This window comes from Rhodospirillales bacterium RIFCSPLOWO2_02_FULL_58_16 (assembly GCA_001830425.1).
Classification (GTDB): domain Bacteria; phylum Pseudomonadota; class Alphaproteobacteria; order Rhodospirillales; family 2-02-FULL-58-16; genus 2-02-FULL-58-16.
Genome location: MIAA01000016.1, coordinates 74499 through 91717 on the forward strand (window position 1 = coordinate 74499; position 17219 = coordinate 91717).

Here is a 17219-nt window from a genome sequence, read left to right on the forward strand (position 1 = left end):
CTTTGGAGCGGCTTGAAGACCTTAGCGAATTGTCGGTTTTGAAGCTCCCGGAACATATCCGGGGTCAGTACCCGCGTCTGGCCCTGATATCTCATCCCCGTCATCTGGAAAACGTAAAGCATGATGACTCGACCCTGATCGTCACTACGGACTGGCTGCAATGGCGTCAATGCGTGAGCGAAAACCGACACTGTATCCATTTTGAATGGGCGCTCGCCGAGCGCATCAACCCGGAAATAAAGGAAGGCGAACTTTACCTGCACTATAACGACTGGGCCAAGGTGGACGGCGTCGATGTCACCGAATTTCATGGCGTTTCGCTGGCAACCCTTTTCTGGCGCGAGGTGACGTTGGCGTGTCGCGCTTACGACCGGCTTTCCCATGCCCTGGATCGAATTTGCCTGCATTTCGGGCCTTCCGAGATAATCCTTTACGACTTACGATCAGACTATGACCTTCTGGACCCCCATATCCGGCGCGATCTGGTCCGCGAAACAGCGGATCGTCACGGCGCCGTCCTCGTTGACAGGCATGACCCTGCGGCGCCCGAAACCACCCTTTACGGCGTCCGTATTGAGGAGCCGCAGTTACGCGAGTTTCTTCGAGGTTGCTACGCCATGGCTGTGGGGGCCGCCTTCGGCCTGCTGTGGCGGCTAAGAAGCGGCAAGCCGAAAGTCTTTTTATTCAATAACGCCGCCGTTATGGATGCTTTGCTGGAAAAGAGCCGAGACGCCGCCGTGGCCCCGGTCATTCTGGCGGAACAATGGCCCAAGTCGCTGCGCTTCCTTCGATCATGCCGGCAAAATGGTGTCGTTCTCGCCGAACTGCCCCGAGCCTCTTTAACCGGCGCCGATAAGGCGGCCTTACGGGCTATGACGCAAAAGCTCTTTAAGTCATGGTCCGCCCCTGCAAGCGGTCTTGAGAAAGCCCGTCGCGCCTTCATCAAGGAAAGGTGTATTGACTCCGGATTGCTTCGTGACCGCGCCGCGAGGGTCAAGCGCTACAACGCCTTTATGAAGCGCCATCAATTCCGTCGCGTAATGGTCGGCGACATTACAAATACGGAATGCCGCATTATTGCCGAGACAGCCCGCGTTCACAACGCTCCTTTCGATGAACTGCTCAATGGGATGTTTCTGACCGACCGGCAAAACGACGCCCGCATCGCCCGGGGGGGAAACAATCGTCTGCTGGCCAGAGGAGCCGTCGACGAAAGATGGGCGCAAAAATCCGCTTTCGGCCTGAAGCGCCTTCGCGCCGGCTATCCTCCTGACGGCGCATGGAGACAAAAACCGGAAACGATGCCGCCGAGGCAAAATAATTGGCTGATCATGCCTTGTTACACGGACGGCGACGACAGCCGAGGACTCATGTCCAACATGTTTTCAACGCTGGTGGATGTTGTCAGGACATTAACCGATCTCGGATATAAAAACATCCGCATCAAGCTGCACCCCGGAATGCCGAAACAAAAGGCGTATTTTGAAAAAATACTGACCTTTCACAAATTAAATTATCCGGTTTTTCAGGACGGCGGATTGATTGATCATATTTATTGGGCCGATTTTGTGGCCGGACCGATAGGGTCCGGCGCCCTGCTGGAAACCTTGGGGGCGGGACGTTCTTATTTCGCTTTCCGCCCCTGGCCCACCGGCATCAACCCCGCGTATTTTGAAAACACCCCCATCATGTCCTCGGTGGCGGATTTACGGCGCGCCCTGAAAAGCGGCATGAAGCCGGACGCAACAGCCATTCTCCAGGATTTTTGTTCCATGGATGATATCCCCGATTCCGTCGGCTGCGTTTGGAAAGCATTGGCGGAAAGCAACGAGGCGGCATGATTGACGGCAAAAAGGTATTGGCGGTGATCACCGCTCGCGGCGGCTCCAAAGGACTGCCGCGCAAAAATATCCTTGAAGTGGGCGGCCGCCCGATGCTGGCGTGGAGCGTCGACGCCGCCGAAAAATCAAGTCTTTTGGATAGAACTATTCTGTCATCAGACGACGACGAAATTATTCGGGTAGGCAGGGAATGGGGATGTGACGTCCCCTTCAAACGACCGCTTGAGCTTGCGCACGATGAAACCTCGACCGAGCATGCGCTTATTCACGCCCTCGATCATCTTGAAGAAACCTATGATTATATTGTGCTTCTGCAACCTACTTCACCCTTACGCGAGGCGCAGGATATCGACAACTGCATCACGACATGCCGCCGACGCGGCGTCCCCGCCTGCGTCTCCGTATGCAAAACCGAAAAATCACCCTACTGGATGTTTCAGATAGATGGTCAGGGACGCATGTCGCCGTTTTTGAAAAAAGACGGACCTTGGCACCAACGCCAGAATCTGCCCGCCGCCTATGCCGCCAACGGCGCCGTCTATGTGGCGGAAGTTCCATGGTACAGGAAAAACCAGACGTTTTACGCCCCGGATACAGCGGCCTATGTCATGCCTCCCGAACGATCAATCGACGTGGACACCGAACTGGATTTACTGCTGGTCGAAACCATCATGCAGGCGCGGCGTAAACCGTTTTGAACATAAAGGCCAAGCCCATACCCCGCCCCATCCTCGTCACCGGCGGCGCCGGCTATATCGGCAGCCACACGGTGCTGGCCCTGGTCGCCGCCGGCATACCGGCAGTCGTCCTTGACGACCTGTCCACGGGAAGCCGGGATATGGTCCCCGAGGGCGTCCCCTTTGTTCAGGGAAACGTCGCCGACATGGCGCTGGTGCGGCGAACGCTCAGGGAAAACCAATGTTGCGGCATAATGCATTTTGCCGGGTCGATCATCGTTCCTGAATCCGTCCACGACCCGCTGAAATATTACCGCAACAACGCCGAAGCCGGCCGGGCACTGATCGAGGCGGCGCTGGCGGAAAATATCAAGACCTTTATCTTCTCATCAACCGCTTCCGTTTACGGTCGCCCCAAAACCGTTCCCATCAATGAGGATGCGCCGACGGCGCCGGAAAACCCCTATGGCTTTTCAAAACTGATCATCGAGAGAATATTGAAAGACGTTTCCTCGGCCCATGGCCTTAGTTACGCCGCCTTGCGTTATTTCAACGTCGCCGGCGCCGACGCAAAAGGCCGCGCCGGTCAGGTCGGCCCCCAATCGACCCATCTGATCAAGATCGCCGTCGAGACGGTTCTCGGGCGGCGCCGGCATATGGAAATTTTCGGCGACGACTATGATACGCCCGACGGCGCCTGCATCCGTGACTACATCCATGTCAGCGATCTGGCGGACGCTCATGTCAAGGCCTTCAATCATCTTTTGAACGGAGGCGATAACTTGATTCTGAATTGCGGCTATGGCCGGGGCGCCTCGGTGCGCGAGGTTTTGAACGCCGTACAAAAAGTTTCCGGTCAAACCCTTGATATCCGCATCGCGCCGCGCCGTCCCGGCGATGTCCCCGAACTGGTGGCCGATGTCACGCGCATTCGGAAAATCCTCGGCTGGGTTCCCCGCTTTACCGACCTTGACGTCATCATTCGCACCGCCCTGGAATGGGAACGGAAACGAGCGTGAAAATCGTCGCCATAATTCCCGCCCGCCTCGGCTCGTCGCGATTCCCCGGCAAGCCGCTGGCGCCGTTGCTCGGCAAAACCATGATTGAGCACGTCTACAGGCGCACCGCCATGAGCAAGTCTCTCCTGGGGGTCTATGTCGCCACCTGTGATGAAAAAATCCGCGATGCGGTCGAAGGCTTCGGCGGCAAGGCGGTGATGACCTCAAACCGCCACGAGCGGGCTGGCGACCGCGTCGCCGAGGCCATTGAGGGCATCGAGGCCGATGTGGTGGTCATGGTCCAGGGCGATGAACCGATGACGCGCCCGGACATGATCGACGAGGCGACGGCGCCCTTCGGCAATAACCCGGATATTTCCTGCGTCAATTTGACTACGCGCATAGAAAGCATGGATGAATTCAACAACCCCAACACCATCAAGGTGGCAATCGACCGGACCGGCAATGCCCTTTACTTCTCGCGCCGGCCGATTCCTTACGCCGTTGAGGCAAACTTCGCGGCGATAACCCCGTACAAGCAGGTATGCATCATCCCGTTCAGCCGCCAGGCTCTGAAGACATTTTCGGCGCTGAAGCCGACGCCCCTGGAGATAGCCGAATCCATCGACATGTTGCGTTTCCTTGAACACGGTTATCCGGTGCGCATGGTGGAAACCCGCTTCAACACCCACGCGGTGGACACCCCCGAGGATCTGACCCGTGTGGAAAAATTGATGACTCATGATCCCTTAACCGAAAGCTATTCGTCATGACCTGGAAAATTCTGATCAGCGCCCCCTACATGCTGCCGGCAATCGACCGCTTTTCCGATTTTTTCGTAAAAAATAATATGGAAATCGTCCCGGCAAAGGTGAAAGAGCGGCTGGAAGAAGAAGATTTGCTGGGCATTGTTTCCGACATTGACGGCGTCATTTGCGGCGATGACCGCTTCACCGACCGGGTGCTGGCGGCAGCCCCCAGACTCAAGGTCATCGCCAAATGGGGCACAGGCATCGATTCCATAGACAAGGAAGCGGCGGAAAGGCGGGGCATCCGCATTTGCCGGACGCCGGACGCCTTCACTCACCCGGTGGCCGACAGCGCGCTCGGCTACATTCTCGCCTTCGCCCGGCGTCAACCCTGGATGGACGCCCAGATGAAACAGGGAATCTGGGACAAAATTCCGGGACGGGCGCTCAATGAATGTTCGCTGGGAGTCATCGGCGTCGGCAATACCGGCACGGCGACCCTGCGCCGCGCCAAGGCTTTCGGCATGAAGCTGCTGGCTAACGACATCCGCGAGATTAACCCGAACCTCATTGAAGAACTGGGCGTCGGGATGGTCTCCAAGGACGATCTGTTCGCCGGCGCCGACTTCGTCAGCATCAACTGCGACCTCAACCCGACCTCATATCGCCTGATGGGGGCGCCGCAATTCGCGGCGATGAAGAAGACTGCGGTGTTTATCAATCTGGCGCGAGGACCGATAGTCGATGAGCCGGCCCTTATTGACGCCCTTCAACAGGGATTGATCGCCGGCGCCGCGCTAGATGTTTTTGAATGTGAGCCTCTGCCCAGGAATAGTCCGCTGCTTAAAATGGACAATGTCATGACGGCGCCCCACAACTCCAACTCAAGCCCCAAGGCGTGGGAGCGGGTGCATTGGAGCACCCTCAATCAGCTTCTTAACGCTCTTAATGAAGCAGCGTAGAGACTCTCGTGGAAACCTCGATCATCGTCCGCATGTTCAATGAAGAAAAGCATTTGAACAGGCTTTTCGATGGTTTTGACCGCCAGACATATAAAGACTTCGAGGTTATCGCCGTGGATTCGGGATCGCTGGATCGGTCCCGTGAAATCGCCGGCAAGCGGGCCGCCCGTCTGGTCTGCATCAACAGCCACGATTTCACCTACGGCTATTCACTGAATGCCGGAATCAAAGAGGCGCAAGGACGCTTCATCGCCATCGCCTCGGCCCACACCATCCCTGAGAACGATCATTGGCTGGAAAATCTGATTGCTCCCTTAAGGGAAGAAAAAACGGCGATGTCCTACGGTCGGCAAATCGGCGCGGCTTGCTCGAAATTCAGCGAGAACGAAGACTACAAGCGCATGTTCGGCGACCAAAAACTTTTTGAATCGATGGAGCGCCTCGCCGTCAACAACGCCAATTCCGCAATCCGCAAAGAACTGTGGGAGCAATACCCCTTCGACGAAAAACTCCTCGGACTGGAGGATATCGACTGGGCGAAGCATTGGATGGCGCGAGGATATAAAGCGGCCTACGAGCCTGCTGCCGTTCTTAAACATATCCACGAAGAAACATGGGGGCAGATCCGCCGCCGCGCCTACCGGGAAGCGGTATCTTTCAGAAGAATCGGCATCAAGAGCCGCGCCTCCGCTCCTAGAGAACTGATGCGGGAAATATTTTTCACTTTAAGTGATTTCTATAATGCCGTGACCGTTAATGATAATCCGGTAAGCGCCCGCTTGACGCCGGGACAGCGAATGCGCGAAATCATTTATTACCGCCTGCATAAAAACACAGGCGCTCTCAAGGGACTACTGGAATCGCATCCCCTTGAAACGCGGGAATCACAGGAAAAGGTCTTTTTCGACCGCCCCACCGAAGCCGTTGTTATTCATGGCCCCAACCGGGCCGCTTTCGAGGAACTGAAAATCCCTGAGATAAAGCCGGGCGATGTCTTGATTCGCGTCGCCCATGTGGCGGTCTGCGCCACCGACCTGGAGATTTTCAGCGGCGCCCTCGGCTATTACAAAAACGGCATGGCCAAGTACCCCATCGTTCCCGGCCACGAATTCAGCGGCCGCGTCGTCGCCGTTGGCCGGAACGTCAAAAACCTTGCCGAACAGACGCCGGTAGTCGTCGAATGCATCCAGAGTTGCGGAATCTGCGGGGAATGCCGATCCGGCAACTTCATCGGTTGCGGGGAACGGGCCGAACTGGGCGTTTTAAGACGTAACGGCGCCTATGCCGGTTATGTGAGCGCGCCGGCGCGCTTTGTCCATAAGCTGCCGCAAACCATGGACTTGCGCCGGGCCGCCCTCGCCGAACCGCTGGCGGTGGTCTTGAAGAGTCTGCGCCGATTGACTCCGTTGCTTGGTGCCAAGTCGGGGCGGCGACATTGCTTCGTCGTCGGCGCCGGTCCGCTGGGCCACATGTTCGCCAAAACGCTGGCCCATTTCGGCCATGAAGTCACCGCTTTTGACCGCAACCCCAAACGCCGCGCCCTGTTCGATGGAACAGGCATAAAAAGTTCCGACTGTCTGGACGACCTCGCAAAATTCAATGTCATTATCGAGATCACCGGCGACCCGGAAGTGCTGGACAAGGTTCTTCACCTAAGCCCGGCCGACGCCTCCATATTGTTGCTGGGACTGCCCTACGGCAAGAAGCCGTTTTCCTTTGAGGCCGTAACCGCCTATGACAAGACGGTCGTCGGTTCCGTCGGCAGTACGGCGGAAGATTTTGAAGAAGCGATCAAGCTGCTTGATAAGCTGGATCTTGACGCCTATCTCCAATGCCCTATGAGGCTTGATGATTTTCACGCCGCATGGGAAAAAAGCAAGAGTGGCGATGTGCTCAAGGTAATCCTTGATGTGGATGAAGTTACCCGACAATGACGCATATAATAATTCTCAACGAGATAACGGTTTTCCGGTTTGTGTTATTGTGCCTGTTTCGTAGAAAAGTTTATGTCCTTTGTATTGATCCTTTGTTTTTCATTCTGCAGCGCCCACTCCAAATGGTTCTCGTCTGGTCGATCAGATCCGGACGGGCGCACGATCTGATCGAACTGTGCCCCGACCTCCAACATGTCAAGGACAGACATTCAGAGGTCTATCTGTATAATGTTTTCGGAAAAATCGAGCCGTGGATAAACGACTATTTCGACTTTGCAAAGGTGGACCGAATCATTCCCGATTATGCCATGGCGTATAAGAATGTCGTATGTAAGCACTTCGACTGGAGATTCATCTTTATTCTTACACTGGCGGCGGCATTGGACAAACCGGAACTAGCGGGGGCAAAAGTCAAGGGATTGCCTCCCGCCATGCTGCAAGCCATGAATGTTTATGCCGAGCGTTCGTGTTTCAAGGACATCACCCCACGAACTTCCCTTTACCACCCGGCGGTCAATATGCTCGCCGCCGTCGCCATAGCCGTCTATGCCTGCGCCTGGATAATTTCGCGCGTACGGCCCTTTGGGTTCCGACATGAAACCTTTTTTTTCGCAGCGGATTATCTGGGCGATCCACGTGATGTTCACCTTTACCGGGAAATTGCGGACGGTGGGCCGATATTACTGGTTATCAGGTGTTTGTCCGGCCACCCCCTTGAAGAAGAAACGCTCAACACCTACCGCACATGTAATTCCAAGGATGGACTATTGACGATTCGGGATGGCATTGAATTATCGGCGCTTGCAATGAGAGACACATTCCGCCTTTTTAAACATTTTCGGTCCATGGATCCTGCCGTTTTCTTCCAGATCGCCACCCTGCCGCACCGCAGAACGATGCTGCGGGCATTATTCTCGCGCTTCACGCCGGAATATTTCTGGGGACGCGACGAATACAATGTGGAGCACATACTAAGGCGTCAGGAGTTGAACCGCATCGGCAAACACTCATATGGGGTCTGCCTGGGCTTTGGCCCATATGCCGATCTCTTGGCCCCGTTTCGCTACATAAATTACGACCGCTACTATGTCTTCGGAAAAATTCTTCAAGAGATATATAAAGACACATGGGCGAAGGACATGGCCGTCGTGCCGTCAGGAACGTTTGGAGCATCCAGAAAGGATTATATGTGCATGGGCGATCCTCGTCCCAATGACATAGCCGTTCTCGCCGGTCTTTTCACCAACTCCTCAATTTTTGTAGAAATCGTGCGAAGTCTTGCAACGGCATTTCCCGAACGCACCATTTGGCTGCAAGTAAAGGCCAATTACGCCGGTATGAAACGTGGTATAGATTTTGTCAACGCCTGTAGCTGCGGCCTTACAAATGTTGTTTATACCCGCGATCCTATTTTCGACATTTTCAAACGGGTGACTTTCGCCTTTTCAGACCCCTCAACCGTGGTTATTGAGGCTATGCAATTCGGTTTGGCGTCATTCATGCTCGATATTTCGGACATCCATGAGGTTTGCATATTCAGGAATTTTCCGGGAATTTGCGTAAAATCCGCCGAAGAAGCCATAATGCGGGTCAAGAATCTGGAATCCGGGGATTGGAAATACCCCAGAGAAAGTTACGCCGATCTTATCGATCTTTCAGGACGAGTTTTCTTCGATATCGTCAGAGAAGACATCGGCTTGCCGCCAGAATTCAAAAGCGTGAACAACAGCATATAATCGGCCGCCGGAACGCGCCCCAATCCGCTGTCAACCTGTTCGCTTACCCCTAATCTCCGGAAGCATAGTGAATGACCATGAAGGATAAAACCGATTTCCGAGTCCTGATCGTTTACCCCAATCTCCCGCTGATGCTGGTTCCGTCACTCAGCGTAAGTATTTTTACGCGGATACTCAAAGGTCAGGGATACGCCGTCAAACTCTTCGAAACCACCGGCTATCTGCCGCCGGAAGTAGACAGTTCCAGCCCTGAGAACCGCGTCAAGTTCTCACAAGCGCGTAATTTCGACTACGAGCACGACCTGGGCATCAAACCGCGTCGCAGCGACATGTGCGTCGATTTCCGCGAAGAAGTATCGGCGTTTCAACCCGACCTTATTCTGTATTCGGTTGTTGAGGATGCCTTCCTTCAATGTATATCCTTAATGACGGCAATTAACGACTTGGCTATTGCCCACCTGGTCGGCGGTGTTTTTCCCACCAGCGCGCCGGAAACCTGCTTCAAGCATCCGGTAATCCGGCAAATCGCTTTGGGAGAGGGAGAGAAGATCGTCCTTGAAATGGCCGAAGCGATTCGCCTGGGATTGCCTACCGAGAACATTAACGGCGTATGGACGCGCCTGCCCGACGGACGTATTCGCAAGAATACCCGTCCGCCGTTAGTGGATATAGGCAAATATCGCCCCGATTTCAGCTTGTTCGATGAACGACGCTTCTACCGGCCCATGGGCGGAAAAATCTTTCGCACCATGCCGATCGAAACTTATCGCGGGTGTCCCTTTACCTGCACATTCTGTAATTCACCTATGCAGACATCACAATCACGGGCGGCGGGTCTCGGCAATTTCCTGCGGCGCAAGAACATGACTCAACTGCGTGAAGAATTGCGTGAAGTCATCGACCGATATCACCCGGAATTTTTTTACTTTATTGATGACAGTTTTCTGGCCCGCCCCTACCGGGAAATCTTTGAATTTTGCAATATGTATGAAGAATATAAGCTGCCGTTCTGGTTCAACACCCGGCCCGAGGCCTGCACCGAAGATGTTCTGATTCGACTTAAGGAAGTCGGAGCCTACCGTATCTCGTTCGGTATCGAATCAGGCAACGAGGAGTTCCGGCGCAACGTACTGCAACGCCGCAACAACAACCGTCAGATCATTGAATCGTTCGAGCGTATCGCGGCGTCCGGAATTGCTTTTTCCGTCAATCTGATCATCGGCTTCCCCGGCGAGACGCGAGAGCATGTCATGGATACCGTCGAACTGGTCCGTTCGATTTGTGGCTATGACTCGATCACGGTCAGCATCTTCACTCCCTACCACGGCGCCAAACTGCGCGAGGTGGCGGTTCGCAACGGCTGGCTGGATCCGAATACCATAACCGTTCACACCACCTCACGATCACTCCTGTCCATGCCGGCTCCGTATCTGAGTGCCGGCGACATTGACGGTCTGATGCGCGTAGTGCCTCTCTATTGCTACTTCCCCAAGGATCAATGGGAAAGACTCCGCCGCGCCGAAACCGCCGACGCCGAAGGAGATGCCGTTCTGGCTGAATTTATGGATATATATAAATCCGAATTCCTGGGACTGACCCAGGAAGAAAAATTACGGCACTATGTCGAGGGCGGAACCGGATGCCGCGCTAATTCCAATGACGCCTTCTATTTCAGTCCCAGCCGATTATCCGATGAAGCCATCGCATCCCTGCAATCCTGACGTGCTCCAGATAGGCCTGTTGCAAAAGCATCTTAACTTCGCTACCGGACTGTCCGGTCGAATAGAACTACTTCACTGAATTTATCCGGAGAATTCTCGAATGAAACAATGTGATGCGTGCGGTTCTGTACGGATATTTAGGCGGGTCTATAGAGCCGATATGACCTCAAACCCGTATCTTTTCGCTATTCGCAGGGTTGTATGGCGCGTTGTGCATTTGCTGCTTTTTTTAAGGGTTTTTTTCGGGAAACATTGGAGCGGGCGACTAACTCAATCTGTTTTTTGCCACCATAATTTGTCAATATGTGAAGATTGTGGGTTTGGAAAAATCGAGCCTATGCCGTCACATAATGATGTCAAATTATTTTATAACGAATACTACCAATCAACGCCGGAAGATTTGAATATAAGCGAAAATAATATAGATTCGTCTCCCGAATTAATTAACAGAGTAGATTTCTTACTGTTCTATTGTAGCGACAAAACCGTCTGCTCACTTCTTGACTTCGGCGCCGGCCTTGGCGGCCTTGCGCAACAGATCAAGTTCAAGAGGCCTGACTGGCAACTTTTTGCGACCGACGTAGAAAGAAAAGTGAACCTCCTTAAAGAGATGAATGTTTTCGAAAAAGTATATGCTGAAGGGGTTTTGATAGGCCGGTCTTTTGACATTGTCGCCGCCACCGGAGTATGGGAGCACTTGCTCGATCCATCTGCTTCATTATCATTCTTATGGGAACATGTAGCGCCCGGCGGCTTTCTGTTTCTTGAGGTGCCCAATACAACTCAGGAGTATCATAAGATACCTGACCGAATGGACATCCCGCACACACTGCACTTTACATCAAAATCCGCGCGTTTCTTCATTGACCGGCTGAACCCTGCGCCGGATAAAGTCATCATTGCTCCCGGGGGGCGTCCTTGGGAACAGGAGCCGATCAACAGCGATGGCGGACATCTGTATTCCCATGATGCCGTCTTTCAATCCTTTGAAAGTTACCATGCCGCAGGCGAACGCGGACGCGACCTGAGAATTATCGCCAAGAAACCTGATGTTAACATGCCTCGAAAATGTGATGCCGCGCTCACATAATTGAGAACGTGCGCACCACAATTTTGCAACATGACCAAGCTTTGGACGTGGAGTCCACAACGCCGGACGAGACCGTCGAAAAGATAGTTCCCAATATCGATAGGATACAGACATGATCAAGTCTCTAGTCATCAACGGCCTTCACCGCAGCGGCACCACCATGCTGGAGCGATTGATCGACTCTCAGCCGGACATGATATGCTTCGGTCATCTTTTTGAGATGCTGCGGATCATCGCCGGCATGCGCGGACTGCCTGAAAAGGATTTTATCGTCCGCGAATCATTCACCTCCGGCATGAACAGAATAACGGAGAAGTCATATAGCCTCCTGCGTTATGCCCTCATGAATTCCTACATGTCCATGATTGCCGGCATCAGCACGTCGCCGCATTACTTAGCCTCGGAACACAACAATATTTACGGATTATCCAAGGATCAGCTCATGGCGCTCATGGACATCATCAGCCAGCACGATCCAATCACCGATATCGCGGCGCTTCTTGCGGCGATGGGGGAAGCAACCGGCGTCAAAGTCATGGCGACAAAGTGGACATACAATCATAATTACGCGCCTGTATTTCTCGATTCGCCCAGGGCTTACTGGCTCGAACTCGTGCGTTCGCCCTATGCCACCTATTCCTCGGAAAAGAAAGGCGGCTGGGATGACCTCGTGTCCAACAATCTCAACAAGGAAGACGCTTTACGCTTTGCCGCCACGTTCCGGCATGAAAGATTTCTGGTGGTGCGTTACGAGGACTTAACCGAAAATACCGACAAATGTCTGTTCGAGATTTCCGAATGGCTGGGCGAGAAAGTCAGGAACATCAAGCTACTCAACCGGCGCGGCGGTACTTTCCACGGCAACACGTCCGAAAACGTCGTCCGGGGGAATAATGTGAGCTTTGAAGACAAAGCCATCCAGCCCTACGTCGGCGCCATCGATAATGAACGCTGGTACAAGCACTTAACGGGAGCCGATATTGCCTACCTGAATCTGGCTATGAATTTCCACGGCGTATATCCCAAAGAGCCGACTTCGCTGCCTTCGACTGCTCAAGGCGCCTTGCGACTGGCGCGGCTTCGCGCCATAGACAAGGCAAAATGCCTGATGAAGGCCACGATCCGGCCGCTGGGTTATACCATCACACGCCTTCCGAACGACGTATCTCTTTGAGAACAGGTTTTAACATCAAAATATTAAACCATAGGGCCTTGCCCATTCATGCTTAACGTCGCGCTTAAGTTGCTGGCTTTCATGGATTCCCGGTCGCGCCGGCAGTTTTATCTGCTGTTGGCGCCGATGCTGGCGACATCAATCCTGGAAATGGCCAGCATCGGCATGATCTTGCCGCTGTCGTTCGCATTAATTGGAAACAGCACCGATAAATATCAAAAATATATGGCATGGGCGCTATCCCCACCGATGCTCGCAGACCAGCAACAATTATTATTTTATATGGTCGGCGTGTTTGTTGTTTTTTTCATTTTGAAAAACGCCGCCATTCTGACGATGCTGTTTTTGATTACACGGTTCACGCAAACCAGGATGGCGCTTTTTCAGCAGCAAATGTTCAATTTATATCTGCAACGGCCATATGCCTTTCATCTTCGGCGCAACACCGCCAAAACCATACGCGACCTAGGCAGTAGCATCGGCTCGTCCTTCGACGGTCTGCGCCTGATCATGAATCTGCTCATGGATGTTTTATTGGCGGCGGCGGCCTGCTTATTGCTTTTGATCGTCGAACCTTGGGTTACCATCGGCGTTGGGATTTTTCTGTTGATCATGAGCCTGGCTTTTTATCGTAAGCTTGCGCCGCTCCTGCAACGGTGGGGCGCACAAGGGTTCAGTCTGGAAGCCGAGATCATTAAGTCGATCAGCCAGGGATTCGGCGCCATCAAGGATATCAAGATTCTTGATTGTCATGATTATTTGAACCGCGCCTTCGCCGAAAAAACCGCCCGCCGGGCCGTTTTGTTAACACGAACCATAACCGCTAACCAATCGCCGCGATTGCTTATCGAAACCATAATTATTCTGGGGTTCATGGTGGTCGTTATTGTTCTGTTGGAACTACGCGGCTCGGTTGAAGAAGCCATCTCGGTCCTCGGCTTGTTCGGCATGGCCACCCTCAGGCTGATGCCCTCCATGAACCGCATCATCAGTTCCATGGCCGAAATCAAACAACGCACCGCAATGGTCGATGCTTTGTATGTGGATTTTCAGGAAGGCCTGATTGACGCCGAGAAAAACAAGCAGGGCGACGCCGGGGAAAGCCTGCCCTTTGAGCATGAAATTCACCTGAATAACCTTACCTTCCGCTATGAACAAGCGGCCCAGGATAAATCTGCCCTGTATGGAATCAACCTGCGCATCGCCAAAGGAGAGTCCATCGGCGTGGTCGGGCCTTCCGGGTCGGGAAAGACCACCCTGATCAACATTTTTATGGGGTTGTTGCACCCCGGCACCGGCGAAATGCTGGTTGACGGCATCGACGCCTTCTCCCGCTTGCGCGCATGGCAAAACCATTTAGGATATGTCCCTCAACAGGTCTATCTTCTCGATGACACCCTCAGGCGCAATATCGCCTTCGGCATAGAGGATGAAAACATCAATGAAGAGCGCATCGCCGAAGTGGTCAGCATGGCCCACCTGGAAGACCTGGTTGCCGAGTTGCCGGCGGGGCTTGGTACGGAAGTCGGCGAGAGAGGAATGAGGCTGTCCGGCGGGCAGCAGCAGCGTATCGGCATCGCCAGAGCGCTTTACCGTGATCCGGACATCCTGGTTTTCGACGAGGCTACTTCGTCCCTTGATGGAAAAACCGAACACGAGGTAACGCGGGCTATTGAAGAATTGTCAGGAGAAAAGACGTTGATAATTATCGCCCATAGACTCAGCACCGTACGCCGATGCCGACGCCTGATTCTCATGAAGGACGGCCACATCAAAGATACGGGGACATTTAATGAACTGATGGAAAAAAACCCGGATTTTCAACGCCTGGTTCAAATCGGAAATATCGACATTAACGGCGCCCCTTTATGAAAAAACTCCTGCGTTCCCACCCTTTGACCCGCCGTATGTATGCGTTTGCGCGCGCCGTTTATCTGCTGTTTTATGACATGGCCGTTAAACTTCTGAAGGCATGGATTCGTTGGCGATCAAAAAATCAGGGATATCGCGTCTTTCGCTGGAACGGCTTTACCATCCGCGAGGAATGGAAAACCCCTTATGCCGCCGGAAATATTATAAACGGCCTGAAGGAATTCTCCGCAATGGCCGATATGGCCGTAGTCCTCTGCGGCCCAAGTCCGGTCATTTTTGATGTAGGCGCAAACATCGGATTATCCGCACTGGCTTTTTCACGCATCAACGGCGCCTCGGTTTACGGCTTCGAGCCAACGCCAAGCACGTTTAGTTTTTTCGAGGAAAACATCCGCATAAATAACGTGAAAAACATCATCCCTGTTAACATCGGCCTTTCAGACAAAAAGGCTTCAATGCTCATCGGCCCACCGAAAATCGATAGCGATTCCGGAAACTTTACGGTGTATGTGAATCAAGATGACCCGGCGATAAGAATCCTTTCACAGGAAGCCCGCTTCGATACTCTGGACAACTATATAGCCGACAATGACATCCGACGAATGGATTACTTGAAGGTTGATGTGGAAGGCCATGAAATCAACTTTCTTAAAGGAGGAATAGCCACAATCAAAAAGTTTCGGCCTATTATTCAGTTGGAATATTATTTTTGCTCCCAACAAATGGCCAAGCATACTCCTGAAGAACTTCTTTCGCTGTTACATGAAATAAATTATACCATATTTATATTTGAAGTATTATCCTCTTTTCTGTCTCCACTTGATATTAATGAACTTGTCAATCACCCGGAGGCTTTTAATACTGAATTTATCTTAAAACCTAATGCCTAAATTCGCCGTCTCCAATATCGCGCTCAACGCCTTTGATCATGCGGCGGAGCTGGAACGTCTGCCCGAGTTAGGCCTGCAAGGACTGGAGGTGGCCCCCGGCCGCGTCTGGAGAGACACCTGGCCCGGCCCTGCGCCGCAACAGGTCGAGGCTTACCGCCGACAGGCGGAGACCGCCAGTCTTAAGGTGATCGGGCTGCATTCCATTTTCTATGACCACCCGGAATTGGGGCTGTTCCGCGACAGGGAAACCCGCAGCCGCACCATGGACTTCATGGAACATCTTTCGGCGGTATGCCGCGACCTGGGCGGCAAGACCATCATCTACGGCGGCGGACGCAGACGCAATAATACTCCCCTTGATGAAGCGACCAAGGAAGCGGTCGGCTTCCTTGGGGAACTGTGCCGCCGCATCGAAGGCCACGGCGTCTGTTATTGCTTCGAGCCGCTGGGTCCGCAAGACGCCGATTTCATCAACTCGGCCTTTGAATCCCTGGATATCGTCAATTCAATAAACCATCCGGCGCTACAGGTTCAACTGGACGCCAAGGCCCTGGTTGACAATAACGAGGCTGAACCCGCCACCTTCCGGGCGGTGAAGGAGCATCTGGTTCATTTTCACGCCAACGAGCCGGGTCTTGGGGTATTGGGCGTCTCCGGAGCCGTTGACCACGCCGCCATGGGCCGTATGCTTGACGACATAGGATATGATGGTTTTGTTTCTATCGAGCAGCGCATGTTAAACGAAGCGGACCCGCTCGCCGACATTGCGCGGAGCGCCGCCGTTCTGAAAGAATGTTACCGATGAGCAAACTGAATTTTCCCGACTGGACCCCCAAGGCGCCGCCGGGATCGCGCATATTAATCGCCGGCGCCACCGGCGGCCTGGGCCAAGCCCTTGTCAAAATGCTGCTTGCGGGGTCGGACTGCATCATCGGCGCCCATGGTCAAAGCCACGCCGGTCAAAAAAATGACGCCCGCATTATTCCGCTGACGCGAAAGTTCGCGGATGAAGCGGACTGCGTCGCGGTTGTCGATGAATTTTCTGAAAAAGCGGGAGGCGTTGACGCCCTGGCGGTCCTGTCGGGAGGCATTCATTTCAGCGGCCATTGGAAGGACATGCCGGCGGCGGAATGGGAGCAAGACATCGACCTCAATCTCAACCGGCCTTTCTACCTGGCCCGCGCCGCCATGGCCCGCATGAAAAAACAAGGCCGGGGAGGGCGCATCTTGTTAACCGGCACCGAATCGGCTCTGCACGGCGGCAGCGCCATGTCTTTCCCCTACGCCGTCGCCAAGCGCGGAACCGAATGTCTGGTCCAGGGTCTGGCCCGCGAAGGAGCGCCCGATAACATTCTGGTGAACGGCGTCCGCCTCGGTTTTATTGCCAGCGGATTTCATCAACGCTGGCACAATAAAACCGAAAAAGATATGCAGGAACGCGCCGAAATGGTGCCTTTGAAACGGGGCGGCCATCCGGATGAAGCCGCCGCGCTGATGATCTATCTGTTGTCGGGATGGTCCCAATTCATCACCGGCCAGATGATTCCGTTGACCGGCGGCGATTGGCTGTAATAG

The 17219-nt window shown here is 53.6% G+C and carries 14 protein-coding genes; all 14 read left to right on the top strand.

Translation table 11 applies throughout. From position 1 onward, the window contains the following. Positions 1–2: 2 nt before the first annotated feature. The 14 genes from A3H92_02230 (at position 3) to A3H92_02295 (ending at position 17216) form a co-directional block, all read left to right on the top strand. A complete protein-coding gene (locus A3H92_02230) occupies positions 3–1841 on the top strand; it encodes a hypothetical protein (protein OHC75513.1) in 1839 nt (612 codons plus the stop codon). Beyond that, a complete protein-coding gene (locus A3H92_02235) occupies positions 1838–2539 on the top strand; it encodes an acylneuraminate cytidylyltransferase (GenBank protein ID OHC75514.1) in 702 nt (233 codons plus the stop codon). Before A3H92_02230 ends, A3H92_02235 begins: the two co-directional genes overlap by 4 nt. 29 nt (positions 2540–2568) lie before the next feature. Further along, entirely contained in the window at positions 2569–3537 is a 969-nt protein-coding gene (locus tag A3H92_02240; protein ID OHC75743.1) for a UDP-glucose 4-epimerase GalE, read from the top strand. Then, positions 3534–4289, top strand: coding sequence for a 3-deoxy-manno-octulosonate cytidylyltransferase (locus A3H92_02245; protein OHC75515.1), 756 nt, complete (start codon positions 3534–3536; stop codon positions 4287–4289). The genes A3H92_02240 and A3H92_02245 overlap by 4 nt, the downstream gene beginning before the upstream one ends. Further along, positions 4286–5227 (top strand): hypothetical protein, encoded by a 942-nt coding sequence (locus A3H92_02250; GenBank protein ID OHC75516.1) that lies wholly within the window; start codon positions 4286–4288, stop codon positions 5225–5227. The genes A3H92_02245 and A3H92_02250 overlap by 4 nt, the downstream gene beginning before the upstream one ends. Before the next feature lie 8 nt (positions 5228–5235). Further along, on the top strand, positions 5236–7161 hold the full coding sequence (locus tag A3H92_02255; GenBank protein OHC75517.1) for a hypothetical protein: 1926 nt from the start codon (positions 5236–5238) through the stop codon (positions 7159–7161). Between the two features lie 122 nt (positions 7162–7283). Beyond that, a complete protein-coding gene (locus A3H92_02260) occupies positions 7284–8897 on the top strand; it encodes a hypothetical protein (protein OHC75518.1) in 1614 nt (537 codons plus the stop codon). 71 nt (positions 8898–8968) lie between these two features. Next, on the top strand, positions 8969–10618 hold the full coding sequence (locus A3H92_02265; protein OHC75519.1) for a hypothetical protein: 1650 nt from the start codon (positions 8969–8971) through the stop codon (positions 10616–10618). Between the two features lie 337 nt (positions 10619–10955). Next, a complete protein-coding gene (locus tag A3H92_02270) occupies positions 10956–11708 on the top strand; it encodes a hypothetical protein (GenBank protein OHC75520.1) in 753 nt (250 codons plus the stop codon). Positions 11709–11820: 112 nt separating this feature from the next. Continuing rightward, complete coding sequence (locus A3H92_02275; protein OHC75521.1) at positions 11821–12882, top strand: hypothetical protein; 1062 nt, start codon at positions 11821–11823, stop codon at positions 12880–12882. 48 nt (positions 12883–12930) lie between these two features. Continuing rightward, on the top strand, positions 12931–14754 hold the full coding sequence (locus A3H92_02280; GenBank protein ID OHC75522.1) for a hypothetical protein: 1824 nt from the start codon (positions 12931–12933) through the stop codon (positions 14752–14754). Further along, a complete protein-coding gene (locus A3H92_02285) occupies positions 14751–15644 on the top strand; it encodes a hypothetical protein (GenBank protein OHC75523.1) in 894 nt (297 codons plus the stop codon). The genes A3H92_02280 and A3H92_02285 overlap by 4 nt, the downstream gene beginning before the upstream one ends. Next, positions 15637–16449 (top strand): hypothetical protein, encoded by an 813-nt coding sequence (locus A3H92_02290; protein ID OHC75524.1) that lies wholly within the window; start codon positions 15637–15639, stop codon positions 16447–16449. The genes A3H92_02285 and A3H92_02290 overlap by 8 nt, the downstream gene beginning before the upstream one ends. Continuing rightward, positions 16446–17216 carry a hypothetical protein gene (locus tag A3H92_02295; GenBank protein ID OHC75525.1) on the top strand — a complete coding sequence of 257 codons (771 nt, stop codon included), beginning with the start codon at positions 16446–16448 and terminating at the stop codon, positions 17214–17216. The genes A3H92_02290 and A3H92_02295 overlap by 4 nt, the downstream gene beginning before the upstream one ends. The last annotated feature ends 3 nt before the right edge of the window (positions 17217–17219 follow it).